This window comes from Crassaminicella profunda, assembly GCF_019884785.1.
GTDB classification, from domain to species: domain Bacteria; phylum Bacillota; class Clostridia; order Peptostreptococcales; family Thermotaleaceae; genus Crassaminicella; species Crassaminicella profunda.
Window position 1 is genome coordinate 2,456,545 of record NZ_CP082326.1, and the last position, 26,538, is coordinate 2,483,082.

General features: G+C 31.7%; 28 protein-coding genes. 2 read left to right on the plus strand and 26 right to left on the minus strand.

The genetic code is table 11. The features are described 5' to 3' along the window. Positions 1–3: 3 nt before the first annotated feature. The 6 genes from K7H06_RS11650 to K7H06_RS11675 form a co-directional block, all read right to left on the minus strand. A complete protein-coding gene (locus K7H06_RS11650; protein ID WP_223036221.1) occupies positions 4–855 on the minus strand; it encodes a hypothetical protein in 852 nt (283 codons plus the stop codon). Between the two features lie 27 nt (positions 856–882). After that, positions 883–1,179 carry a magnetosome magnetite crystal formation protein family gene (locus tag K7H06_RS11655; RefSeq protein ID WP_223036222.1) on the minus strand — a complete coding sequence of 99 codons (297 nt, stop codon included), beginning with the start codon at positions 1,177–1,179 and terminating at the stop codon, positions 883–885. A gap of 1,002 nt (positions 1,180–2,181) precedes the next feature. Continuing rightward, on the minus strand, positions 2,182–3,072 hold the full coding sequence (locus K7H06_RS11660; RefSeq protein ID WP_223036223.1) for a transposase: 891 nt from the start codon (positions 3,070–3,072) through the stop codon (positions 2,182–2,184). Between the two features lie 130 nt (positions 3,073–3,202). Continuing rightward, positions 3,203–3,397, minus strand: coding sequence for a YwbE family protein (locus tag K7H06_RS11665; protein WP_223036224.1), 195 nt, complete (start codon positions 3,395–3,397; stop codon positions 3,203–3,205). Positions 3,398–3,517: 120 nt separating this feature from the next. Further along, entirely contained in the window at positions 3,518–4,975 is a 1,458-nt protein-coding gene (locus tag K7H06_RS11670) for a DEAD/DEAH box helicase (RefSeq protein ID WP_223036225.1), read from the minus strand. Between the two features lie 154 nt (positions 4,976–5,129). Further along, positions 5,130–5,720: a class I SAM-dependent methyltransferase gene (locus K7H06_RS11675; protein ID WP_223036226.1), complete on the minus strand. Its 591-nt coding sequence runs from the start codon at positions 5,718–5,720 to the stop codon at positions 5,130–5,132. 328 nt (positions 5,721–6,048) lie between these two features. On the opposite strand from K7H06_RS11675, the gene K7H06_RS11680 reads away from it, so the two are divergent. Continuing rightward, the gene (locus tag K7H06_RS11680; RefSeq protein ID WP_223036227.1) at positions 6,049–6,444 is read left to right on the plus strand and encodes a hypothetical protein; all 396 of its coding nucleotides are present in this window, start codon (positions 6,049–6,051) and stop codon (positions 6,442–6,444) included. A 332-nt stretch (positions 6,445–6,776) separates the two neighbouring features. Here the strand turns inward: K7H06_RS11680 and K7H06_RS11685 are convergent, their stop codons facing one another. Together K7H06_RS11685 and K7H06_RS11690 are read right to left on the minus strand one after the other, a co-directional pair. Then, positions 6,777–7,136 (minus strand): cupin domain-containing protein, encoded by a 360-nt coding sequence (locus K7H06_RS11685; RefSeq protein WP_223036228.1) that lies wholly within the window; start codon positions 7,134–7,136, stop codon positions 6,777–6,779. A gap of 26 nt (positions 7,137–7,162) precedes the next feature. Beyond that, the gene (locus K7H06_RS11690) at positions 7,163–8,074 is read right to left on the minus strand and encodes a DMT family transporter (RefSeq protein ID WP_223036229.1); all 912 of its coding nucleotides are present in this window, start codon (positions 8,072–8,074) and stop codon (positions 7,163–7,165) included. Positions 8,075–8,222: 148 nt separating this feature from the next. Between K7H06_RS11690 and K7H06_RS11695 the strand changes: the two genes are divergently transcribed. Then, complete coding sequence (locus tag K7H06_RS11695; RefSeq protein WP_223036230.1) at positions 8,223–8,783, plus strand: helix-turn-helix domain-containing protein; 561 nt, start codon at positions 8,223–8,225, stop codon at positions 8,781–8,783. Between the two features lie 89 nt (positions 8,784–8,872). Here K7H06_RS11695 and rlmD read toward each other — a convergent pair whose 3' ends face one another. From rlmD to K7H06_RS11785, 18 genes are all read right to left on the minus strand, one after another. Continuing rightward, complete coding sequence (gene rlmD / locus K7H06_RS11700) at positions 8,873–10,228, minus strand: 23S rRNA (uracil(1939)-C(5))-methyltransferase RlmD (RefSeq protein ID WP_223036231.1); 1,356 nt, start codon at positions 10,226–10,228, stop codon at positions 8,873–8,875. A gap of 206 nt (positions 10,229–10,434) precedes the next feature. Next, a complete protein-coding gene (locus K7H06_RS11705; protein WP_281425999.1) occupies positions 10,435–11,076 on the minus strand; it encodes an HAD family hydrolase in 642 nt (213 codons plus the stop codon). Between the two features lie 152 nt (positions 11,077–11,228). Beyond that, positions 11,229–12,194: an ABC transporter ATP-binding protein gene (locus K7H06_RS11710; RefSeq protein WP_223036233.1), complete on the minus strand. Its 966-nt coding sequence runs from the start codon at positions 12,192–12,194 to the stop codon at positions 11,229–11,231. Positions 12,195–12,209: 15 nt separating this feature from the next. Continuing rightward, complete coding sequence (locus K7H06_RS11715; RefSeq protein WP_223036234.1) at positions 12,210–13,172, minus strand: ABC transporter ATP-binding protein; 963 nt, start codon at positions 13,170–13,172, stop codon at positions 12,210–12,212. An 11-nt stretch (positions 13,173–13,183) separates the two neighbouring features. After that, complete coding sequence (locus K7H06_RS11720; RefSeq protein ID WP_223036235.1) at positions 13,184–13,993, minus strand: ABC transporter permease; 810 nt, start codon at positions 13,991–13,993, stop codon at positions 13,184–13,186. 8 nt (positions 13,994–14,001) lie between these two features. Beyond that, the gene (locus tag K7H06_RS11725) at positions 14,002–14,943 is read right to left on the minus strand and encodes an ABC transporter permease (RefSeq protein ID WP_223036236.1); all 942 of its coding nucleotides are present in this window, start codon (positions 14,941–14,943) and stop codon (positions 14,002–14,004) included. A 20-nt stretch (positions 14,944–14,963) separates the two neighbouring features. Beyond that, a complete protein-coding gene (locus K7H06_RS11730) occupies positions 14,964–16,502 on the minus strand; it encodes an ABC transporter substrate-binding protein (protein ID WP_223036237.1) in 1,539 nt (512 codons plus the stop codon). 85 nt (positions 16,503–16,587) lie between these two features. Continuing rightward, on the minus strand, positions 16,588–17,319 hold the full coding sequence (locus K7H06_RS11735; RefSeq protein WP_223036238.1) for an MBL fold metallo-hydrolase: 732 nt from the start codon (positions 17,317–17,319) through the stop codon (positions 16,588–16,590). A gap of 124 nt (positions 17,320–17,443) precedes the next feature. Further along, positions 17,444–18,016, minus strand: coding sequence for a manganese catalase family protein (locus tag K7H06_RS11740; RefSeq protein ID WP_223036239.1), 573 nt, complete (start codon positions 18,014–18,016; stop codon positions 17,444–17,446). A 14-nt stretch (positions 18,017–18,030) separates the two neighbouring features. Beyond that, a complete protein-coding gene (locus K7H06_RS11745; protein WP_223036240.1) occupies positions 18,031–18,288 on the minus strand; it encodes a spore coat protein CotJB in 258 nt (85 codons plus the stop codon). 99 nt (positions 18,289–18,387) lie between these two features. Beyond that, positions 18,388–19,104 (minus strand): PrsW family intramembrane metalloprotease, encoded by a 717-nt coding sequence (locus K7H06_RS11750; RefSeq protein WP_223036241.1) that lies wholly within the window; start codon positions 19,102–19,104, stop codon positions 18,388–18,390. 79 nt (positions 19,105–19,183) lie between these two features. Then, on the minus strand, positions 19,184–19,738 hold the full coding sequence (locus K7H06_RS11755) for a DUF6648 family protein (protein WP_223036242.1): 555 nt from the start codon (positions 19,736–19,738) through the stop codon (positions 19,184–19,186). 152 nt (positions 19,739–19,890) lie between these two features. Beyond that, positions 19,891–20,910 carry a proline racemase family protein gene (locus K7H06_RS11760; RefSeq protein WP_246637520.1) on the minus strand — a complete coding sequence of 340 codons (1,020 nt, stop codon included), beginning with the start codon at positions 20,908–20,910 and terminating at the stop codon, positions 19,891–19,893. Between the two features lie 15 nt (positions 20,911–20,925). Next, the gene (locus tag K7H06_RS11765; protein ID WP_223036243.1) at positions 20,926–21,858 is read right to left on the minus strand and encodes an ornithine cyclodeaminase family protein; all 933 of its coding nucleotides are present in this window, start codon (positions 21,856–21,858) and stop codon (positions 20,926–20,928) included. Positions 21,859–22,017: 159 nt separating this feature from the next. Further along, complete coding sequence (locus K7H06_RS11770) at positions 22,018–22,587, minus strand: helix-turn-helix domain-containing protein (RefSeq protein ID WP_223036244.1); 570 nt, start codon at positions 22,585–22,587, stop codon at positions 22,018–22,020. 451 nt (positions 22,588–23,038) lie between these two features. After that, positions 23,039–24,433, minus strand: coding sequence for an FAD-binding oxidoreductase (locus K7H06_RS11775; RefSeq protein ID WP_223036245.1), 1,395 nt, complete (start codon positions 24,431–24,433; stop codon positions 23,039–23,041). An 11-nt stretch (positions 24,434–24,444) separates the two neighbouring features. After that, entirely contained in the window at positions 24,445–25,665 is a 1,221-nt protein-coding gene (locus K7H06_RS11780; RefSeq protein ID WP_223036246.1) for an electron transfer flavoprotein subunit alpha/FixB family protein, read from the minus strand. A gap of 10 nt (positions 25,666–25,675) precedes the next feature. After that, a complete protein-coding gene (locus K7H06_RS11785) occupies positions 25,676–26,464 on the minus strand; it encodes an electron transfer flavoprotein subunit beta/FixA family protein (RefSeq protein ID WP_223036247.1) in 789 nt (262 codons plus the stop codon). Between the last annotated feature and the right edge of the window lie 74 nt (positions 26,465–26,538).

Here is a 26,538-nt window from a genome sequence, read left to right on the forward strand (position 1 = left end):
TTCTTATTCAAAATAGCCATATTCAACCTTTGTTATTTCATCCCCATCTTCATTATCTATTACTACACCTACATCTTTACCATTTATTGTTCCTGTAATAGATGCACCCTCAACCCCTGGATAAGTGACAATAGTATAATTAGGTGTTCCTTCTAACATATCTTTAAAATAAGCAACAATATCATCACACTTAGCAAGGGATGTATATGCTACTTCATAGACTCCCTCTTCACTGTTTTCCTTTGAAACTTCAGATACTTCATATTTACCAAGCTCTTTTATATCACCTGTAACCACCTTATCACCACTATTGCCCTGCATAGCTTGCATTTGGTTCATAATTTCCTTACCTTGATTTTGAAAAGCTTCCATGTCTATATTCTCGAGTTCTTTTGCAGCATTATTCATGCCTGCCATTGTTTCTTTTTGTTCATCTGTAAGCTTAGACGCATTAGCTTTTTCATACTCATAGTATTCTTTTATAGTAATCTCCATATAATCAGCAGCTACTGCAAATTCATCAAAAGGTGTTTTCCCATCTTTTTTTAACATCTCAATATATTCTTCTTTTGTAGAACCATACTTTTCAGCAGTCATAATCGTTAATTCGTCAATCGTTTTTTCCATTTCATTAACGGATATCCCTTCCTTATCTGCTCTAGCTTCTAATCCACTATTTGTATTATTGGTACTTGTATTTTCTATATCATTATTACTTTGTTCAGTTTCTGCATTTTCAGCAGGTGGATTAATTGCTTCATCCATTTTTTCACTTGCATTCCCACAGCCTACTAAGACTAAACTTACCATCAAAACATATATCATAACTAAAAATACTTTATTCCTTATTTTCATAACTAATAACCTCCCTATACAATTTCCTTATTTAATTAATCTATATTTTCCTATGATTGGAATTTCCTTCATTCTTTCGTTATAGGCATTCACCATACCCATGATTGCTAATACAAGACAGAAAATCTCACCAATAGGAAGTATAATAAACCAACCAATAACGGGTACAAAAGAACCTATAATACTGATTGCAACTGCAAATATAAAAAGATTTATTCCTTGATTCGTATGAAATTTATATTCCTCATTGTTTCCGTCAACTACCATAGGTATAAAAAATATTATATACGCTAGAACGCATATCCATTTATTAGTATCTTTCACTTCTTAATCCCTCCCGAATAAATCAGCAATTCCCACTCAATTTCCGCAAACTTCATATCATCATAAAATCTAAAATCCATCTCGTGTGCTTTTTTCATATTCAAAACCTCCTTATAATTTGTTACTTTTATCCTATTAAAATCAGGAGTTATTTTCCATATATGGAGAGTCACTGACTTATATACTCAAGTCATTCATTTAATCAAAAAAATGACTTGCGTCATTAAATGAATCCTATTCGTCAGATAGAGCGCATATATAAATAGGAATTAGCTTAGGACTCATAAATAAATCTATTATTAAATGGGAACATTTTCTTTTATCTGAAAAGAATTAATCATAGCATTCCAACTAGAAATGTGTTTTTTTATAATCACTTTGGAAAAAGAATTGCTAAGAGAAATGAAAGATTTTCAAATACCTCTTGTATAAAATTATCAAAACAAACCATACTTAATGTGTAACACATGTCCTGTATCTAGCATACTTTATATTAGGAAAAGATAAAGAAGTAAATTAATAAAACATAAAATTTACATAAATAAGTAAAGGGGGTGTACTTTTATGGCTGATGGACTATGTGGTGGTTTCTGTGGTGGATGTGGCGATGAATTGTTATTTTTCTTCTTGCTATTAGTAGTTATCTTCTGTAATTGTTATGGTGGCTATAGAAGATGCTAATTCAGCAAAGGAATTGGGATTTTTCCCAATTCCATATACATAATAATTTTTTACCAAACCATATCAATAATAAAATCAGCCATCATTTACATTTACGCCTCTATAAAAGACCAAGTACTATCTTGGTCTTTTATACTTCATTTTATTATTAACCGCCACTCTGCCTCTGTGGGACAGTTAAATCATTTTATTATTCTCTATTCTATTATATGTATAAAAAAAATTCCTCACCCACTAATAATAGTAAAGAATTTCTATTCTACAATTTCTATTTTAGGCATAACAATTAACCCCTTAAGTCAACTGTTCAATTTTCTTACACTACGCTAAAAATCTTTCTAATATCATTTTATCTTTAAATACCATCTCCATTCCAACCCTACATAATCTCGATACATTTGTTTGTGTAATATTCCCTAATATATGACATATATTTTTTTGATTGATATTACAAAAACAACTCATAAAAAAACAACTTATCGCTCTTAACTTACTGTACTTTCTACTATATTTTATTCTTACTCCTTCTTTTTCCTCCTTTAGGTATGCTGCCACAAATTCTATCACCTTAGATGGTTTGTAATCTCTTGAAATAATTCTTCGCTCACTTCTATATTCATATTCTACATTTTCAAATTCTATATCTAATTCATTCTTTTCATTGTCACATTTTTTTACTAAATTCAAATAATCATCTCTATTTTTTCTACTTTTTAAATTCATTAAATCTATCAAAAATAATCCATCTAATATTCCAAAAGTATTACTTTGATGCATATATTCTTTCAAGCTAGAAAATTCATATTCTTCAATATGATCCTTGTACATAGGTAAATCTTTTGTGTTGTTGTGTATGTAAGCTGATAAAGTAATCAAATAATTCTCATCATTAACCATCTTGCTTTTAAATCTATCTTGAAAAACATGTCCATGCCTTTTGTACTTTCTGTTGTAATATTGGGCATAGCAAAAGTTGATACTATGCATAATTCTTGATATATCTGCACCATTTACATCTATCATTAGATGTCCATGATTTGTCATTAGACAATAGGCATATAGTTTGAATTGATATTTTTGTTTGTATTTCTTTATTAATTCAAAATATTTTTGTTTGTCTTCATCTTTTTTGAATAAGTCTATTTCACTTATACTTCTTATCATTATATGAAAAATGCTTCTTTCACTTTTTTCTCTTGCTAATCTAGGCATAAAAATACTACTCCTTTTTATTTATTTAGGAATAGTATTCGTTGCTAGCTATATTCTTATTCTTAGTTAACCGTCCCTTAGTTCTATTCTTAGTTCTTTCCCTTAGTTCTTAGTTCTCCATCTCTTCTCTTTATTTCAATATTTCCTTAACTCTTCCAACAATGCCACTCTCAAGCATTACTTTTATTCCATGAGGATGATTCGGTGACTTGGTAAGAAGCTTTTGGACCACACCTTCTGTTAATTTTCCAGAACGTTGATCTTGTTTTTGTACCACATTCACCTTTGCACCTATTTTTATATTCTCTCGTTTGTTTCCATTCATATTTATAGCCTCCTTTTTCTACTTATGACATAATCCTACCTAATACTTTTTCGGCTCATCTTTTTATAAACATTATGCAAAAATCTACATTATAACTTCTATTGCATCTGAAGGGACAACTTACCTGTCCCCTCGTCCTATCTCTTTACTTACCTTTCGAAGTCTTCCTTTAATAGGTGTGTTTTGTAACGCCTGAAAAACCAACTCCCCTTTATTATTTAATATTTCTACAAAAGTAGATATATCCATCACATTGATGATTCCTATATCTTCCGCTGTCATCCCTTCAATATTACAAAGTGTACCTACAATATCTACAGGTCTCATTTTTGTTTTCTTTCCTGCATTGATATGTAATTTCATAATTTCCTTGCTTAATTGGGCGCCCTTAGTTTCTTTAATTTTAGGTCTCGTATTTATTTTTTCAATAAATTCCTGTTTGCAATTTTCCACAGTTTCTTGACTGGGTCTTTCTTTTAAAGGAATCTCTTTTCCAATATAGTCATGTATCTCCTTTAAAAATTTACTTTCTTTTTGTGTTACAAAAGTAATTGCTCGCCCCGTCCTGCTTACACGTCCAGTTCTTCCAATCCTATGCACATAACTTTCACTCTCTTGTGGTATATCATAATTGATTACAAGTGAAATGTCATCTATATCTATTCCTCGAGCTGCAACATCTGTAGCTACTAGATATCTGAAATAACCTTGCCTAAAATCATTCATTACTCTTAACCGATCACGTTGTTCCATTCCACCATGAATCTTCTCACAAGTATACTTCAAATTTGCCAGTTCCTCATAAACCTCTTCCACCATTTGTCTTGTATTGCAAAATATCATACAACTATCTGGATTTTCTACTATCGTAATATCTTTTAAAATTTTTATTTTCTCTCTTTGATCTACACTATATCTTTCTTGAACTATCTTGTCTACTGTTGAATTTTGATCTTCTATTTCAATAAAACTAGGCTCTTTCATGTATCTATTGCATAAAGCCGCTATGTCTTTTGGCATTGTGGCTGACAATAACATGGTCACCCGTTCTTTTGGTAAACTACTTATTATTGTCTCTATTTCCTCTATAAATCCCATATTAAGCATTTCATCAGCTTCATCTATTACAAGGTATTTTATATTTGATGTATCAAATGTCCCTCTTTCCATGTGATCTATAATACGACCCGGTGTACCCACCACCACATGAGTCTTTTGTTTCAATTCCTTCTCTTGAATATAAAAAGGAGACTTACCGTAAATTGCAGATACTTTAATTCTTTTAAACCTTCCAATATTAAAAATATCTTCTTTCACCTGAATCGCCAGTTCCCTTGTTGGTGTCATCACCAATGCTTGCGGTTTATTTTCATCCCAATCTACTAATTCACAAATAGGAATGGCAAATGCGCCAGTCTTTCCGCTTCCGGTTTGGGACTTTACTATAATATCCTTTTGCTCTAATACAACGGGGATAACCTGTTGTTGAACTTTTGTAGGATTTTTAAAATTTAACATATTAATAGCTTTTAATAATTCACTACTTAATGGATACTCCTTAAAATTTGATTTTATCATTTAATCATCTCTTTCTTTCATATTTCTATTACAATTATTGTTAGCTTTATGTATTTTATTATGTTTCCACGTTCAACGCTATATCTATTTTTTTGTGTATAAAAATCTATGAATATAATACTTCAAATTCAATCATAATAATTTTCTCTTCAATTCATTCTTTTATTCCAACACCTGCAATAAATATAAAAAAAGCCTTACCAAATCTTTCAATATCTATGATTTTAAAATTAGCTTCTTTAATATTATTGAGTGTTTCCCTATTTACATTGCATTTACCTATTCTTTTCCATGTGCTGTTCAAAGTATTTACAATATTTCTATACCCTACTTTTTCTGGTAAAACATGTTCAATAAAATATATTTTTCCTCCTGGTTTTAACACCCTGTATATCTCTTCTAAAGCCAACCTAACATTATCAACTGAACAAAAAATCAAAGTTGCAACTACAGCGTCAAACGTATGATCATCAAATGGTAAGCGTTGTACATCTCCTTCAATATAATTCACTGAAATAATTTCATTAAAACTATGCTTTTTTATAATCTTATTAAATTTCAAATCAACAACACTTAAACTCTCCAACTTATCTGAATCATAATAACCAAAATTCACTCCGGTTCCTGCTCCAACTTCAAGTACTTGTCCACTTACTTTTTTCATTAACTTTTGTCTTCGTTTGTTCAACGCTCTTTTTTCAAATGGCTTCATAAAAGCATCAAATACATATGGTATAATTTCCATCAAAACCCTCCTTTCAAATCATAATTTTTTTAACTATTTTAGTTTAACCTCTTATAAAATTTTAAAAGCTATTATCCTATAATTCATGGTGATTGTGTGTAATCATTGTCTTAACCAATTCTTCTCCATTCTCACAACTGTTACCTCGTATTTTTTGATAGAAAGATGCTACTAATACATAAAAACATTAATTTTACGTATCGATATTACCTATAATGTAAACTACCTCCCCTTGTCATACTTTTGTAAACTAAACTATCCATAGATAGTGTATTTGTAAACAATTTATGGTAAAATAGATAGTATCTTTTCTAAAGGAGTGAACTTAATGGATATTACGAGTGCAGTTACTGTTGGTGGAATACTAAGTTTAGGAATTGGTGTAACTATCACATTTTATCATTATAAAAAACGAAATCTAGAGAAATTATTCAATCAGGTTTATGAAACGGCAAAACAAATCCCCAAACAAAAGAAAAATAGTTTTCTGTTACTAATGTTTAAGGAGTCTCTATCAGCATCAAAACACAAATCGAATACGACGTCTACATCTAGTAAACTTAACAATCCTAAATATTTAGAAATTCAATTAGTGCATATGTCAAGAATTCTTAAAGATAACTCAAAAATACAAGATAAAACAATTAAAAGATCCCTGCGTTTACTTAACAACTATCAAACATGGGAAAAAAATAAAATTGCTAAAGATAAAAAAGCAATCTAAGATAATGCATAATAATAGATTGTATAAACACTAAAAAAAAACATCTATCTATTTTACCATAAGGGCCACTTAATGCCTAAGGAATACACTGAAAAAATACAATAACCCTTATTTGACTAATCAAATTAAGTCAAGTAAGGGTTATTTGTTACTATTCATTTTTTCAAAGCAAAACTGAATATCTAATTTGTTATATACTATCTTTTTACTGAGGCTACATATTATATTCATCTGCAACAAAATCTTTTAAATTCAAAAGAATCTTCAAAAGTTCCTCCTTCAGTTGCAAGAAAAATAGCTTTTTCTGCCATGGCTAATTCACCAGCACATTTCTATATAGTTTCTAAATCTTTCACTGTTTTCTCGTTTTCTATGTTACCTGTATTTAAAGTTGATTTGGCTTCAATGAGCATCACATGAACCTCTTCTTTTGCAAATGGCATATGTTCGACGCCTTTTGGTATAATAATGAACTCATGCTCATTTAATACGACATCCTTCCCTCGAAACTTAATAGTAAGCGTTCCTTTAATGACATAAAACATTTCATCTTCGTTTTCATGAACATGCCAAACAAATTCGTCTTTGAATTTTGCTAATTTTACATATGAATCATTTGCTTCACCAATAATCTTTGGTTCCCAATAATTATCAATTAATCTCAGTTTTTCTTTCATGTTAATTTTGTTCATTCATACCTACCTCCTCATTCAAAATTTTATTTGCCTTTGCAAGACCGTTTTTCCACTCGTAATTCAATTTTTTCTCTATAGGAATAAATAAGCAGTCCTACAATTATTATGATAATTCCTCCGATTTGTTTATTAGTAATTCGTTCATTAAGTATCAGTATTGACAATAACGTTGCCCAAATAACTTCTGTTAACATCACAACAGATACAGTTGTTGTATTCAACCATTTTAATACCCAGTTGATGAGCATTTGACCAAATATAGTTGAAAATATCGCCATACATAAGAATAGAGCCCATGTTTCTCTGGTGTACCCAGTAAATGTTGTCTGTTGCAAGATTCCATAAGCAAATAAAATCATCGCGCTACTAAAATATCCAAGTAAAGAATACCCTACAGCGCTTATGTGCCTACGTAACGATTGACCAACAAAAAAGTATCCCGTTATTAGCATAGATGCTAAAAGGGCTAAAAAATCACCATACAAGACTAATGTGTTACTTTGAAAATCTTGCCACCCAATAAAGCCACTGCCAAAAATTGAAAGAACTATACCCATAATCCCTATATGATTGACTCGCTCCTTCAAGAAGAGATAACCAGTGAGTACAGCAAAAATAGGCTGAAGCGTTACAATCACAGTTGAACTTGCTACGGATGTATAGTTCAAAGATTCAAACCAGAGCACGTAGTGACTCGCTAATAAGAGACCTGAAATACAACCCAGAAAATACTGTTTCGTGGTAAGGGAAATCAACTCATTTCTCAACCTCTTATTTAATAAAACTACTGGTAACATCATCAAGCCAGAGAAAAATAGCCTATAAAAAGCAATGACAGCTGCAGAAGCATCTAATACTTTGACAAATATTGCAGATGTTGATAAAAAAAATACACCAATCAGCAATATGATTATATTAAATTTTGATTTATTCATAAGAATCCCCTTTATTAATTATAATAAACACGATACAATATATTGTACAACTATAGTTTAAACGATATTAAAAAGTATTTCAACAATGTACACAAGGTTACAACAAAACAGTAAAAATACATATTATTCTAAACAAGAGGAGAATGAAATGAACACTTACTATTTAGGTCAAACTGTAATGAGCTATAGAAAGAAAGCTAATATGACTATAAGGCAATTTTCAGATTATTCTGGTATAAGCACCTCTCTAATCAGCCAAATTGAAAGAAATCAAGCCAACCCTTCTTTAAGTGTATTAGAACTCATCAGCAAAGCATTAAACGTTCCTTTGTATACTTTATTTATAAATGATATAAATACGGATACATTAATCTCAAGAAAAAAAGATAGAAAAAAAGTCTATAGAGAAAATCCTGAGCACATTGTATATGATATCCTCACTCCTGATTTTATGAAAGCACACATTGAAGTATTAATGATGGATATTAACGGAAACTCCAGTACGACAGAATCACATTACTCACATACCGAGAAAGAGGAACTAGCAGTAATAATGCATGGTGATGTTAGTGTTGAACTTAATGGTAAAATTTACGAATTGAACGAAGGAGATGTAGTACGAATCCCTCCTAATGTCAAACATAGATTCATTAACAATAATAAGCATGGTGCCAGTGTTTTATTCATTTTGACACCTGCCTTAATTTAATAACCGACCATTGTTGTTCAATGAAGTAAAAAAAGAGATACCTCTTAAAGTTAAGGGATATCTCTTGATTTCTTATCATTGAATATTGATTATTTTTTAATTAACTGCACAACCGCCTCCACATGCGGTGTATGTGGAAACATATCCATACATTTCACCGTCTTCACCTTATATCCTGCCTTTTGTACATCTATAAGATTCTCCGCTAAACTTCTTGGGTTGCAGGATACATAAATGATCTCAGGTGCCCTATAAGCTAGTACCTTCTTTAATGCTTTTGGATGAACTCCTACACGAGGTGGATCTAAGATAATAATGTCTGGTTTGGTTGTTAGTTCATCAATTTTTTTGAGTACATCCCCTGCTATAAAGTGGCAGTTCTTGAGTCCATTCATTTGAGCATTTTTGTTAGCAGCTTCTACTGCTTCTTCTATAAGTTCAATCCCCATAACCGTCTTTGCTTTTTTTGCTACGATTTGACCAATAGTTCCTGTTCCACAGTATAAGTCAAATACATTTTTATTATCTGCATCTCCCATAAAATCTAGTACCATACTGTATAACTTTTCTGCGCCTAATGAATTGGTTTGGAAAAAGGAAAAAGCTGATATTTTAAATTTAAGACCTAATATTTCTTCTGTAAAAAAGTCTTGTCCCCACAAAACTTTTGTATGCTCATTCACTACTGTATCTGCAATATTATCATTAAAGGTATGTATAAATCCTACAAGTTTTCCTGTTAAATTTAAGTTTTTCATGATTTCTACTAATTCAGTCATATCAAATGTAATTTGTGTACTTGTTACAAGGTTGATTACAATCTCTTTTGTTTTCTTTGCTTTTCTTACAATGAAGTGTCTTAAATAACCCTCATGAGTCTTATTATTATATAAAGGTACATCTTTTCCCCGGAAATAATTTAACATAGTTGCAAGAATCATATTAAAATCTTCATCTACAATCTTACAGTGATCTACCGTTACAACATCACGAAATTTTCCTTTTTTATGCATGCCTAAGTTCAATTCTCCACCTTTTTTCTCGTTTCCAAAAGAATATTCCATTTTGTTTCTATAGGCAAATACTTCTGGACTGGGTTCAATTCCTAAAAATTCATAACCCATTATACCAGCTTCATCTAGTAGCCCTTTTACTAGATCCGCTTTCATTTTCATCTGTTTTTCATAAGGAATTGTTTGGTAACTACATCCTCCACAATTTCCAAAATGCTCACAAAAAGATTCTACTTCTGTAGAAGCTCGCTCAATTACTTCTAATAATTTTCCTTCTGCGTGGTCTTTTCGAACTTTCTTTATTAAAATGCGAACAACTTGTCCTGGTATGGCATTTTTGACAAATATTTTTTTATTTTCATAATACCCTACTCCCTTTAATGGAAATTCTAAATCTTGTATTTTCAGTTCTATAATATCTTTTTTCTTCATAATTTCCTCCTAAATTTCTCATATTATTTTTCTATCATTTGTCATTCATCTAATTGTTATATCATCTATTATTTGCAACTTTTTTATCTTTCATCTATAACAACTCATTTCGGATGAAAAAGATCTTTCCATCACACTTGCATTGACATGCTAAAAAATATAATATCTATCTCGAATTCAGCTAAAAAGCCGAGTTTTTACTCGGCTTATGCAATCCCTTCAAATCCTTCTAAATATTCATCTGCTAATGAGCTGATATCATCTTTGTACAGATATGACGTTTCATCTGCAACAGCAAAAACCTTCATACCAGCTCTTTTTCCTGCAAGTACACCTGCATAAGTATCTTCAAAAACTAGACATTTATCAGGTGTAACACCTAAATCCTCTGCAACCTTTAGAAAAATATCTGGATTTGGCTTTCCCTTCTTCACTTCACAACTCGTACGAATGGTATGAAAAAACTCAATAATATTATTTTTTTTAAGAACTACTTCTGCTAATTCTCTTGCATTGCTTGTTCCAACGCCTATTTTTATCCCTTTATTTTTTAATTTCATTAATAAAGGGTGTACCCCTATCTTTAAGGGGATCTTATTTTCATAATAATCCCTTGTCATTTTCATCCATTCATCTTTAATTTCATCGATGTCATCCTCTAATTTGAATCTTTCTTTAAAATAGTTGGCTGTCTCTGTAAAGCTCATGCCTTCTATTATTTTCTGTAAGTCCTCAGGTAATGCAATTCCTCTTTTCCCCAAGTAATCTATATCTATTTGTTTCCAGATCCACATAGAATCTACTAATGTCCCATCTAAATCAAAAATAACAGCCTCAATATTATGCATCATGAAGTATCCCAACCTTTGCTAGATTTTTGATTATACTCATACTAGAGTACCATATCTTTATATGTTGTTCAATATGGATTTCTAATAAAAAAAATATCTTCTTCTGAAAGTTTTGAATTTAAAGCCAAACCTATCAGAAAAAGATATTTTCAATCTTCATGATAAAGGTGACAAGTAGCATAATGTCCTTTTTCTATTTCTCTGAGTTCTGGAAATCTGGTTTGACATATTTCCATTCTATAAGGACATCTCGGATAAAATGCACATCCATTTTTATGATTTTCTAAACTTAGTTCTTCTTTTAAAAGCATTTGATTTTCATCAAAATCTATGTTTTTAGAAGGAATAGTAGATAATAATAGCTTTGTATAAGGATGCACAGCCCTTTCATAAATCTTCTCAACTGAAGACGTTTCAACAATTTTCCCTGAATACATAACCCCTACACGATCACACATATAATGTACTACGTTCAAATCATGTGATATAAATAAATAAGTTAACCCAAGCTTTGACTGTAGCTCTTTTAAAAGATTTAATATTTGTGCCTGCACAGAAACATCTAAAGCTGAAACAGGTTCATCTAAAATGATGAACTGAGGACTTAGCATCAATGCTCTTGCAATACCTATTCGCTGCCTTTGTCCTCCACTTAATTCATGAGGATAGCGATTTTTAAAACTTTCATCAAAGCCTACTAATTCCATCATCTGGGATACTTTCTGATACCTTTTTTCTTTGCTATATTTTTTATGAATCAAAAGAGGTTCTTCTAAAATCCATCCAATCTTTTTTTTAGGGTTTAAAGAAGCATAGGGATCTTGAAAAACCACTTGCATTTTTTCACGAATTTCTTTTTCTTTAGTAAGGGTGATATCCTTACCATCAAATCGTATGTTTCCACAAGTAGTATGAAGTAATCCATTGATCATAAATCCTGTTGTTGATTTTCCACATCCACTTTCTCCTACTAACCCAAAGGTTTCGCCCCTTTGTATAGAAAAAGAAACATTGTCTACTGCTCTTACATATCTTCTCTTTTCCCAAAATTTCTTTTTAGGAACAGGATAATATTTACAAAGATTTTCTACCTGTACAAAGTCTTTCTGTGACATGTGCTTCTCTCCTTCTTATTGTACCAAAAAACATCTCACGTGATGCCCTTCACCGACTCTTTTCATATTTGGCTTTTCATTGTGACATTGTTTAAAGGCTTTCGGACACCTTAATGCAAATGGACATCCTTTATTACGCTCAGATAAAGAAGGAACTCTTCCTGGAATTGCATACAAAGATTTCCCACGCTTTTCAGGTGTAGGAATACATTCCATCAATCCCTTTGTATATGGATGTATACCATTTTTTATAATCTTTTCTGCACTGATCTTTTCAAAAATATGTCCTGCATACATGACAATTACCCGATGACACATTTTAGAAATCACGCCAATATCATGAGAAATAAAAATCATTGCCGTTTCCATTTCCTTATTCATTCTCTTCATCAATCGTAAAATCTGTGCCTGAATAGTTACATCTAAAGCTGTAGTTGGCTCATCTGCAATCAATAGTTTGGGTTTGCAAATTAAGGCCATGGCAATCATGATTCTTTGTCTCATCCCTCCTGAAAGTTCATGAGGATATGCATCATATATTTGATTTGGTCTGGGTAATCCAACTTTTGTCATCATCTCTAGAGCTTTTTCTTTTGCCCCTTTCTTTGATATGCCTGTATGTAGAATCAACCCCTCTATAATTTGATCTCCAATCCTAAGAACTGGATTTAGAGAAGTCATAGGCTCTTGAAAAATCATAGCCATTTCCTTACCTCTTAGCTTCCTTCTTTCTTCCTTCTCTAAAGATATAATATTCTTTCCTCCAAAAACAATTTCTCCTTTTATAATCTTTGCATGCTTTGGAAGTAATCCCATTATAGCTAATGAGGTAATACTCTTTCCACATCCTGATTCTCCAACGATTCCTAGTATTTCCCCTCTTTTAACAGAGAAAGAATTTTCTTCAACAGCTGAAAAAATGCCTTCCTTTGTAGAAAAACCTATATGTAAATCATCTACCTTTAACAAAGTATCCATATATTTTCCTCCTACCCACGTGGATCTCTAATATCTCGGATTCCGTCTCCTAATAGATTAAATCCTAATACAGACATGGTAATCATCATTCCAGGAGCTAAGGTATACCATGGAGCTTTTATAATATAGTTTTGAGCTTCTTTTAACATTCTTCCCCAGCTAGGATCAGGGGGTTGTACCCCTAATCCTAGATAGCTCAGTCCTGCTTCAGCTAATACTGCATTTGCAAATCCCATTGATGCAGCAATAATTAAAGAAGATACTATATTGGGTAGTATATGTATAAACATAATGCGTAGATGCCCTGCTCCTATTGATTTTGCAGCCTTTACAAATTCAAACTCCTTATATTGCACAAAGCCACTTCTTGCAATACGTGCAAAGGTAGGAATTCCACGAATGCCTATAGCTATAATGGTATTTTGTGTGGATGGTCCAAATACAGCGATAAATACCAAAGCTAGTAATATACTTGGAAATGCCATTAGAGCATCAATAAATCGCATAATAATTTCATCCATCCATCCACCCATATAACCTGCTATAGCACCAATTAATGTTCCAAATATGAAAGATATGGCTACAGAAATAATTCCCACTAAAAATGCTGTTTGTGCACCTTTCATAATACGACTTAAAATATCCCGTCCAAAATTATCCGTACCCATAAGGTGTTTCATACTCGGTCCTTGGAATCGTTCTTTAATGACCATTCCATTTACATCATACGGCGTGTAAAAGACACTCACAATCATTAAAAATAAAAGCACCGCTACAAGAAATATTCCTATATATAAATTAAAATTATTTTTAAGTTTCATATTTTCACCTATTTCATTTGAATCCTAGGATCCAGTACCTTATATAATATATCTATCAAAAAATTCACTAAAATGACTGCAACAGCAATATACATAACCATTCCTTGAATAAGAAGAAAATCCCGATACTGAATGGATGAAATTAGTAGTCTTCCTAATCCAGGTAAAGAAAATACTTGTTCTACTACCAAGCTACCTCCAAGTACGCTCGTAATAATCATCCCCATAATAGTTACTACTGGTATCAATGCATTTTTAAAAACGTGTTTATAAACGATTGCTTTTTCCTTTAGTCCTTTGCTGTAAGCAGTTCTTACATAATCAAGTTTTAGTTGCTCAAGTAAAGACGTTCTCAGATATCTTACAAGTACAGCAATAACAGGTATAGCTATAGCTATAGATGGTAAAAGTAGTGTCCAGAGAGCACCCCATATACTTTCACTCCATGGGATATATTCACCTGGAGCAAACCACTCTAATTTTAATCCAAATAAATAAATTAATATAATTCCCAACCAAAAGGAAGGAATGGCCATTCCTAATTGGGTAAAAATTGAAATCACAATATCTACACATTTACCATGGGCTTTGGCTGATAAAATACCAAGAGGGATCGCTACAATGGTAGCAATCCCTATAGCCATTACAGCTAAAGACAAGGTTACGGGGAGTCTACTTCCTATCAACTCTTTTACAGGCATAGAAAAATGAACAGACTGCCCTAAATCTCCTTTAAATACATTTACCATCCATTTTAGGTATCTTTGTGTTACTGGCAAATCTAAGCCCATTTGCGACCTTAAAGCTTCTATTTGCCCTTGCTCAGCATCTAATCCAAGAATGGTCATAGCTGGATCTCCTGGTATAAGTTGAAAAAGAATAAATGCAAATATTGAAATCAATAAAAGGGTAATAATCAAAGTAAATCCTCGCCTTAGCAAATAATTCATAATAACTCCCCTACCTAAGCTTATTCCTTATAATCAATAGACGACATATCCTGAACATAAATAGGATATAGTTTATAACCTTTAATATTTTTATTCATAGCTACTGTAAATTGTGGATCCATAATAAATACACATACAGCATCTTCTGCTAATATTTTTTGTGCTTCCTTATAAATTTTAGCTCTCTTTTCTTGGTTAACTTCTGTATTGGCTTGTTCAATTAATTGATCATACTTTGCATTTTTATAATTCATGAGATTTTTACTATAATTTGAACAATATCTTCGTAATATTTTATTTGGATCTAACTTCCCTGAGAATCCAATAATTGTCATATCATAGTCTCTACCCTTGTAAATGCGATCTAACCACACGCCCCATTCAACAAGTTCAATTTTAGCATGTATACCAACCTTTTCTAACTGCTGGACAATTACTTCTCCCATATCTACATAAAATTGATAGTTAGAAGGAATAGAGATCTTTGTTTTAAATCCATCTTCATATCCTGCTTCCTTAAGTAATTGTTTAGCCTTCTCTATATTTACATTATACATATCTTCTAATCCATCTTGATAATATTTTTTCATTACTGGGCTCATATTAGAACCTAACTTTTCTCCATATCCAAAAGCAACAGCCTCTATGATTTCATCTACATCAACAGCATAGTTAATAGCTTTACGAACGCGTATATCATTAAAAGGTTCTTTTGCATTATTCATAATCATTAACTGCACAAGATTTTGTGGTCCTGATACAGTCTCAAATCCATCTCCTAATTCTTCTACACGATCATTTGGAAGACGAGGATACATATCAATCTCTCCTGCTTTAAAACTTAATAATGCAGCTTCTCTATCTGGCATAATCCGAAACTCTACCTTGTCTAAGTGTGGAAGCCCATCCTTCCAATACTCATTGAATTTCTCTATTGTCACGCTTTGCTCTGGCAAATATGATCCAAACTTAAATGGTCCTGTTCCAATAGGATGATCCGCAAAATGTTCTTCATTAGATTTTGGCACAATTGCCACTGTCAGTTTACTTAATAAAGAAGCATCTATTTCCTTTAGTTGAATACTTATTGTCTCATCATCAACAACCTCTACCTTTTCTACCTTTTCAAAATCAGGCATTAATGGTTTCCCTGTTTCTGTACCCATCACTCTATCTAAAGAATATTTTACATCTTCTACCGTTACCAAATCACCATTGTGAAATTTTATTCCTTTTCTCAGTTTGAATGTATAGGTCAGTCCATCTTCTGATACACTATAATCTTGAGCTACTGCTGGATTAAGGTTCCCTTTTTCATCAGCCTTCATCAATCCTTCAAAAATATTAAATAATATTTCTTTTGTTCCTGCAGCTGCCGAAAAATGTGGATCTAAAGAATCCATATCATGTTCTATAGCCATTACTACTTGACCATCTTCAACAGGTTCTTTACTCTTCGTTTCATTCACAGTATCTCCACTAGATTTACTACAACCTGTCCCTAAAATAGTAAAGCATAAAGCTAAAATCAAAAAATATGCGAAAACCTTCCTTTTCATTTCTTCACCTCATTCAAATTTTTTTCACTAATTGTAATCCTACATGAATTGTGAAAAGATATCAAGAATTTTTTGTCGAAATTTATTATAAATCCCATGTTTTTGAAGTTTGTGCCAATTCTATTTTTCCATTAAAATTCTCTTTTGCTTGCTTTAAAAGCTGTTCATGTTCTCCAAAATGAGGTAAATGAGATAAAACCAAATGTCTAACCTCAGCCATTTTAGCAATTTTGCCAGCTTCCCCTGCCGTAAGATGACCTGAAACTATTCCATAATTTTCATTGTATAAGCTTGCCTCACAAATAAGTAGGTCTGCCTTATGGGAAAACTTTATAAGTTCATCACTCCATCCAGTATCTGCAGTATATACAAAAGCTTTGTCTTCTTTTTCTACTCTTATAGAAAAACAAGGATCTGCATGAACATTCTCTCTAAAAGTACATGTTAAATTTCCAAACTTTATAGCACTATTTTCATCAATAGGACAAGCTACCGTATAATGATGATAATTTAGTGTTTCAAATTTTTTATCTTTTTTATATCCATAAATATATAAAGGTTTTTCTCTCTTCTTTAAATCCATGAGTATCCTTATGGCATATTGTAATGAATAAATATCTGCCATATGATCTGCATGATAATGAGATAAAATCACAGCATCTAATTCCAATAAATCTATATGATTTTGCATATTTGATAAAACCCCTGAACCACAATCAATCAAAATATTCATGTCATCTGATTGCAAAAGATATCCAGATGTAGCTTCATTTACTTCAGGATATGCCCCCCAATAACCGATTGTTGTAATTTTCATTTTTCATTTCCTTTCTATTTGATGATAAATAATTAACACCTACCTTTATAATAATAACATCAATTTTATTTAATTTCATGAAAAATTTTACACAAAAACAAAAACCAGGAAAATCCTGGTTTTATTAATAACATTTCTTACTTTGATTATACTCTTCTACATCTCTTAATGCTTCTCCAAATCGCTTAAAGTGTACAATTTCTCTTTGTAATAAGAATTTTAAAGAATCCTTTAATAAAGGATCATCTGTTAATTTTAGCAAATTCTCATAAACAGCCTTTGCCTTCTTTTCTGCAGCCATATCATTATATATATCTGCTATAGGATCTCCTGTTGATGCAACATAGCTTGCTGTCCAAGGATTTCCTGTGCTATCTGCTGGATATACAGCAGTATCTCTTATGGCATAGTAAGGTCCCATATCCAATTTTTTTATTTCTTCAATACTTGCATCCTTCGTAAGCTTATAAATCATAGTTTGAATCATTTCAACATGAGCTAATTCTTCTGTGCCTATATCTGTAAGCAATGCCTTTGACTTTTCTGTAGGCATTTTGTATCTTTGATTTAAATAGGTTAGAGCTGCAGATAATTCTCCGTCAGGGCCTCCTAATTGTGTCATTACATATTGGCCCATTTTGGGATCTTTACAGCCTATTTTTATTGGATATTGTAATTTTTTTTCATAGATCCACATAAAAAAGTCCCCCTTTAGTATTCAATTTCCCAAGGCCAAGGATTTTCTATCCATTTAAATGGATACTGGCTTTGTGCTGATCCAAAGTTTGATAATGGCCCATACATACACTCATACTGATCTTTTAATACTCTAATCTGACAAGCGTATGTGTTATACTGCATCAATGCATTTTGATCTGTAGGATGTGTATCCAAATATAGATTCAAATCTACACAGCAGTTTTCTAATTTCATAATTTCTGAAAGCATATCTAATCTTTCTTTGTGCATACGTCTTCCCCCTAATCATTTAAACTCCTGCAATACCATCATATTCATTAAAAATGATTTGGCTACTAGTTTACAAAAAAAAATAGACACTTTTCGTGTCTATTTAAACTTATCCTCTTCATCCCTTATCCCTTCATAAATTCTTCTTGATTCCTTTGTATATTCATTTAAACGTCTTAAATTAATAATCCATAAATAAATGACAAAAGGTATAAAGAAAATCATCAATGTAGGAATGTTGGCCATTAAAATAAAATCAAATATACCGTGAAGAATAGCAGGGATTAGCAAAGCCTTTTTTAAATAACTTTTTCGTATTTCCTCATGTTTTGCAAATTTTGATAAGGATAGATAATATCCCATGGTAACACCAAAGAGCATATGGGCAGGAACAGACAAAATCCCTCGATAAAGTCCTATATAAGGATTTGTTGCAAAACGAAATACCACATACATAATATTTTCCACTGTAGCAAATCCTAATGCAGAAAAAACTGCATAAACAATCCCATCTAGTTTTTCATCAAATGCTCTATGGTTATAAGCGATTCTTAATACTACCTCTCTTTTGAAAAATTCCTCCGTAAGCCCTGCAACAATAAAAGCTGTATACGCTGCACCTAAAACACCACCGAATATATTGAATGACAATAAAATTTTTTCTCCAAAAGCTGTTGGAATAACAGACAATGCTCCTAAAAGAAATGTTTTTCCTAACAAGTCTACAGGCTCTCGATCATACCGATCTGTTAGATAAATTCCTAAAGCTAAAGCGAGTCCTGGTGAAATTGCAATAACATATAATCTTGTATTCATAAAATACATCCTTTCATTTCATTGCTATTCTTAGTATTTGTAGATTAACAAATTTTTAGAAAGGATAATTTTAACAAAATCAATATTTTTCATTAATATATTGATCAATGAGGGATTTTCTTTTTTCCTCTATAAATACTCCCTCTTCCATTAACCTATCACGCAACCAACTACTCACAGAATGTAGTATAAAATGATCATAATCCATCAGAACAATCTCAAATAATTTATCTTTTAACCCTTTTGATTTCACCTTAATATAGTATGCTTCTACATTTGTGAAATCTAAATATTCTAGTAATTTCAATGTTGTTTTATCCTTTTTACTATAATAATAATTTGCATCTCTTTGTAGCTTATTCACTAATTGAGGATGTTTTTGTTGTAATTTTGAATCCTTTGACTTCATATAGCTATATTTGGCTAACATATTGTAGTATTGGTAATTATATATACCTTTCTCAAAAGAATCGATTCGATACTTAAAAGGCTTTAAATTTAATCTCTGAATAAAGTAATAATGTTCTTCAATAAATTCTTTTTTCGTAATATCCCCTTTTTTAAATTGCTGAATTAATGCTTCTCGATTATTAAAAAATTGATCAAATACACTTTCTTTGATTTTATAACTCATTTTTAGCACCTGTTTTCTATATTTGTCTTTTACTCTATATACTGCTTTATTATAACATATTTATGCTAACTGACTGAAAAAATGAAACAAAAAGACTGCATGGAATCCTATCATTCCATACAGTCCTTTTATTTTATAACGCCCTTTTAAATTTATGCACCAGTGATTCTAAATCCTTCTGGTAATGGGTCTTTTGGATCAAGAACTAATTGATTGAATCCCATAATATGCGCAGTCCCTGATACTTCTGTAATAACAGCTTTGTATTCTCCGACCTGTGTGTCTTCTATAATCTTTGCTTCAAATGGCGTATCAATAATACTATTATTTACAAGAATATCCCCTTTTTGCATTTCACCTTTTTGATAATGTAATGCAACTCTTCCACCTGTTCCAGTTCCTGTAGGGCATCTATCAATTTGTCCTTCAGCAAAAATACATACATTCTTTGTTAGAAGTTTATTTTCTGCTCTTTTTAGTGGCTCATAAAAAATTGTTCCATAAAGCCAATTGACCCCTGATGTTGGATGATTAAATTCCATATGGGCCATTACCTTATTTTTAATCTCCATTCCTACATTAACTAATTTCTCTGCATTTTCAACATTTACATGTAACCCTACCTTGGTAACATCTAAGTACACATAAAAAGCTCCACAATAAACAACATCTGCTACCACATCGCCTATCCCATCCACATTTACAATAATATTTTCCCTATATACAAAACAAGGTACATTTTGGAATCTAACTCTTTCAACTTCTCCATCCAATACATCTGCATATGCAGTAACTCTTCCTGCTGGAGAATCGATCTTTACAATATTTACTCCTTCTTTTGGTGTAATCATTCCTGTTTCTAAAGCAACCTTTGTCACACCAATAATTCCATGACCACACATAGAACTTAATCCTTCATTGTGAGTAAATAATACCCCTAAATCTCCATCTTCTGTAACAGGAGGAACAAGGATGCAACCATACATTCCACTATGTCCTCTTGGTTCTAACATCATCATTTTCCTTAAATGATCTAAATTTTCTAATACATATTCTCTTTTTTCTAAAATAGTTTTTCCAGGAATAGGCGGTAATCCAGAGGTAATAATTCTTAGTGGTTCTCCTTCCGTATGGGCATCAATACAATTGATCAAATGCTTAAAATGCATCATTTTTATCACTCCTTATTAAAGTATAATTTTTTGACCTATATTACTACTCTTTGCTTTTTTATATATTAAATGCGCAACAGCAATATCAAACAATGCCATTCCTACTGATTTAAAAAATGTAGTATTCTTTACCATTTCTTCTTTGTTTTTTTCATAGCGTAAGAAATGATCAAAGGTCTCTATTTGCTCCTCAGAAAGCAACTGATTATTTAGTGGGAATATTAAATCACCCGTCTCTTCTTTAGCAAAATCTGTATCAATATATACTTTATTTAATATAGAGAATAAAGCTTTTGGATATTCTCTCATATTAGGCTTATATGATCCTATTCCAATAAAATGTTTTCCTCTAAGTAATTCTATTTCCTCAGGCAGTACAGGATTATTCGCTGTAGTAGTTGTAATAACAACTTCTGATTCTTTAAGCAAATCCTCTACAGTTTCTGCAATTTTTATTTCAACATTTGGAAGTTCTTTATGTAATTTTTCCACAAAGGACGTCAATTTGTCTTTGAATACATCAAAAATAGTTATTTTCTCAATACTTCTAGCTTTACATGCATATAGTAATTGATAAAAACCCTGCACACCTGCTCCAATCAATCCTACTGTTTTTACTTCATTAGGTGTTGTATGTCTAATGCCTACGCCTCCAACAGCACCAGTCCTTAACGCTGTTAGACATTTCCCATCTATTATTGCTACAGGCTCTCCAGTTTCAAAATCATTTAGGAGCATTAATCCATCTATTACTGGCTTATGCTTCTCTCTATTTTCTGGAAATACCGTCAATATTTTTGTACCAAAGATATCATTCAAAAAACATGGCATATATAATAAAGTCTTATTCTTATAGTCAAGATGTATTCGATCCGGCATTTCAAATTCTTTCTTTCCATAAACACAAAAAGCTTCTTCAATTGTATCCATTATTTCATTAAAAGACACACACCCTAAGATATCTTTTTCGTTAAGATATAAAATTTAAATCACCCTCTTCCCAAATTTTCACCCTCACCTACTTCAAAAATCATTTGTAAAATATTTATTTATGCTGCTACAATCACCTACCTTCTTCGTATTTAATAAATATATTTAAACAAAAATTTATTTTTTATCTTTTCTAAAAGGATTGGGTACACTAACTACTAATATTTTTGTTATTTTATTCGTATGATTACACCAATTATGAACAAAATTAGAGTCTAAATGCATACTATCCCCATGATACAAATCATACCTTTGGTGATTAACATACAATGTTAAGATTCCTTCTAAGACATATATAAATTCTTCTCCCTCATGTTGAAATTCTTCAATATTTTCATCTTCATTACTAGGAAGTATTGTTACCATTCGAGGTAGCATGCGTTTGTTTTCAAGATCATTTGAAAGGTGAAAATATATAAACTCATTCGCCTTAATTTGAGATACTGTTTGTTCATAACTACGGATAACATCTCCATTATTATTTTGATGCAATACAAAGAAGTAGGATAACTCTACCTCTAGCGCTTTTGAAATATTTTCTAAAGAATCGACTGCAATGGTGGTTAATCCTCTTTCTAATTGTGATAAAAAACCTGTAGACAAATTTGTTTTTTCACTTAAATCTTTTAATGTTAATTTTTTAGCACTTCTTAGTTCTTTAATTTTTTTTCCAACATCCTTTGACACAACTTATCCATCTCCCCTTCTGTGAATTTTGATTCATATATAAAAATTTTATTTTTCTTCGTCTGCACTCATTATACAATGATTTTTTCACAAAGTCTACTATTTTTTGAATTTAATATTTTTTCAGTTTTTTATGAGTATAAATTTATTTTCATTTTAGTGAATTGTATAATCAAATCATATTATGTATTTTTTTAATGTATTGATTTATATACCTATATATATTTTCTATATTCCTTTTAGTTCGTCTATCATTGATATTATTTTAACAATTTTCTTCATATTCTATTTTCCTAGGAGGTAAAAATCTAAGTCATTTTTTAACATTCATCCGTAACGTATCAGCTATTCTTGGAGGGATTGTTCGTGTAAGATTAATGCTTAGAGTTGCAAAAAAGTAAGTGAATAAAACATTCACTTACTTTTTTGTATTTGCTTAAATTGATTTATTTTAACAAACCTTTCCTGGATTTAGTATATTCTTAGGATCAAAGGCTAATTTTATATTTTTAAATAAATTCATCGTTAAATTTCCTTCTGATTCCATTAGATAAGGTTTTTTCGCATATCCAATACCATGTTCTCCAGAAACCTTGCCTCCTAATTCTCTAGCTTTTTCATACATATATTCAAATACTTCCTCAAGCTTTTTCTTCCAAGCCTTTTCATCAAGTTCATCTCTTAGAATATATAAATGAAGATTTCCGTCTCCCGCATGTCCAAAGCTTTTGATTCTTACATTACATTTTCTCTGTAATTCATCTGAAAACTTAACAAATTCTGCAATTCTATTTCTTGGTACAACCACATCACACTCATCCATCTCAGTAGTTGAAGCCTTAATAGCCTCAAGGAATGCCCCTCTTGCTTTCCATATGGATTCTTGGCGTTCTTGTGTATTTGAAATCAATACATCTAAAGCTCCTGCTTCTAAACAAATATGTGCTACATCTTCATAAACCTTTTCAATTTCTTCCGTACTATTTCCATCAAATGTTAACAATAAATATGCATCTGCTGAACGATCAGGAAACTTCATCCCTAAAAATTCTTCTGATGCTAATATGACATCTCTTACCATATACTCGATTGCTGTTGGAATTACCTTTGCTTTAATAATTTTAGGTACTGTTTCAATAGCCGTTTCAAGATTCTTAAAAGGTATTAGTAGACTAATTGCTTTTTTAGGTAAAGGTAATAATTTGAGTATTGCCTTTGTTACAATAGCCAATGTTCCTTCAGAGCCAACAATCAAATCTTTCAAGCTATATCCCGAACTATTTTTAACGATTTTTCCGCCAATTTCCATTACTTGTCCATTTGGAAGTACTACTTCAAGTCCCCTTACATAATCTCTTGTTACCCCATATTTTACAGCTCTCATTCCACCTGCATTTGTATTAATATTCCCTGCAATGGTAGCACTCTTCTCCCCTGGATCTGGTGGATAGAATAAATCATGATCTTCTACGAATTTTGATATTTCCATAAGTAGTACTCCTGGTTCAACAGTTAAAGTTAAGTTCTCTTCATCTAATTCAAGGATCTGATTCATTTTACTTAAATTCATCATGATTCCACCATGGATAGCTACAGATGCCCCAACAAGACCTGTTCCTTGTCCCCTTGGTGTAACTGGAATATGATTTTCATATGCATACTTCATTATTTTTGATACTTCTTCTGTACTTAAAACTTCAACCAACACTTCTGGATATTTATGGATACCACCCAATTCATCATGACTAAAATCTTCATTGATTTTATCTCCAATAAAAACCCTATCTTTTCCACATATTGAAATTAAAAAATCTATATCTTTTTTGTCAATCTTTTTATATGCCATATAAATCCCTCCTAACATTTGGTAGCTGCTACTAAATCATCTACATCTAACTCACCATCACTTAACTTTTCAATAAGATTAGGAATAATTTCATAAACATCTCCTACTAATGCATAATGAGCAACATTGAAAATAGACGCATTTTCATCTGTATTAATTGAAATAATACAATCGGAATTATTCATTCCTGCAACAAACTGTATAGCACCCGAAACACCACAAGTAATAATAAGCTTTGGCTTAACCGTTCTACCACTTAATCCAATTTGACGTCTTGCATCTATCCATCCAGCTTCAATAAGTGGTCTTGTACCTGCAACTTGTCCCCCTATTAAATCTGCCAATCTATTGATCATATCTAAATCTTCTTGCTTTTTAATTGCACGACCTGCAACAACAATTACATCTGCATCTTCTATACTTTCTACTTTTTCTTTTTCCTTCACTTCTAAAACATTTATTCCTGAAGCCAATCGTTCTTTATCTATATGACATAGTGTAATTTTTCCGTTTATTTCATCACTTTTCTCTGGTGCTGAAAATATTTTATATCTAACCGTTGCAAACTGTGGTCTGTGATTTGGTGTATGAATATGTGCCATGATATTTCCACCAAAGGCTGGCCTGATTTGATCTAAATCTGTATTTTCCTGTACATCTAATATGGTACAATCTGCTGTAAGCCCTGTTCTGAACCTTGCGGCTGTTCTAGGTGCTAAAGATCTACCTATCGTTGTTCCTCCTACTAATGCAATAGTAGGTTGATAGTTTTTAATAAAATCTTCAAATACTGCTGTATAAGGTTCTATTCTAAAATGTTCTAGTTCTTCATCATCATATACAAACACTTCATCTACCCCATAATGAAGTAATTCATCTGCTTTTTCTTTAATATTATGACCCATGAATAAACAATACACTGGATGATTGATCTTTCCTGCCATCTCTTTTGCTTTTCCAATCAATTCAAAAGTAACAGGATGTATGTCTCCATCTACATGATCAACATATACCACAATTCCATTCCACTCATCCTTGTTAATTTCTACCACTTGGTCTTCTACATATTCAAAAACACCTTCAGGTCCTTTTTTTACACACATTTTACACATTTTACAAGCTGCATTAATATCAACTTTTCCATCAACTACTTCAATAGCTTTAAAAGGACATAATTCGATTAATGCCTTTTTATCTGTAACCTTGTCCTGGTGAATGATTATTTTAGCCATATTATCCCTCCTAAGCAAACTTTAGTTCTTTTAACTTGTTGAATAATTTATCTGTTAATTCCACTCCAGAACCTTTCCATATTTCATGGTCTGTATTTGATGCTGGTGGAAATATTCTCTTCACCTGAGTGGGTGATCCATTTAACCCATACTTTTTCTCATCCTGATCTTCAAAATCTTTCAAGCTAAAAAACGGTATTTCTTTATCTTTTGTAGCTAATTTCAATTTAAAGGATGGTAGTCTCGGCTGGAATATCCCCTTTTCTACTGTAATAAGACATGGATAAGAAATTTCTGCAATTTCAACTGTATTTGGCATATCCATTTCAACAATAATAGACTTTTCTTTTATTTCAATGATTCTTAGTACATTTGCCACATGTGGCATCCCTAAAAACTCTGCCATTTCAGGTCCTACTTGAGCAGTATCTCCATCAGTAGTCATTTTCCCACAGATGACCAAATCAGGGTTTCCTGTCTTTTTTACTCCCTGAGCTATGGTATACGATGTAGCTAAAACATCAGCCCCTGCAAATTTTCTATCTGTAATGAGTGCTCCTTCATCTACACCCATCATGTAAGCTTCTTTTATAATCTCAGCAGCTTGAGGAGGTCCCATACTAATAGCTGTAACCTTAGCTCCTTTTTCCTCCTTTATTTTTACTGCTGTTTCTATAGCATACAGATCATAAGGATTCATTTTTGAGTCAATACCATCTCTTTTCAATACCCCTGTTTTTTCATCTACCTCAACTTCTGTAGTTCCTGGAACTTGCTTGATACAAACAACAATTTTCATCTTATTACCTCCTTTTAAGCATTCGTTCGTTATATTGGTGTGGTGGTCATACCAGTATAGTTAGAATTATAAAA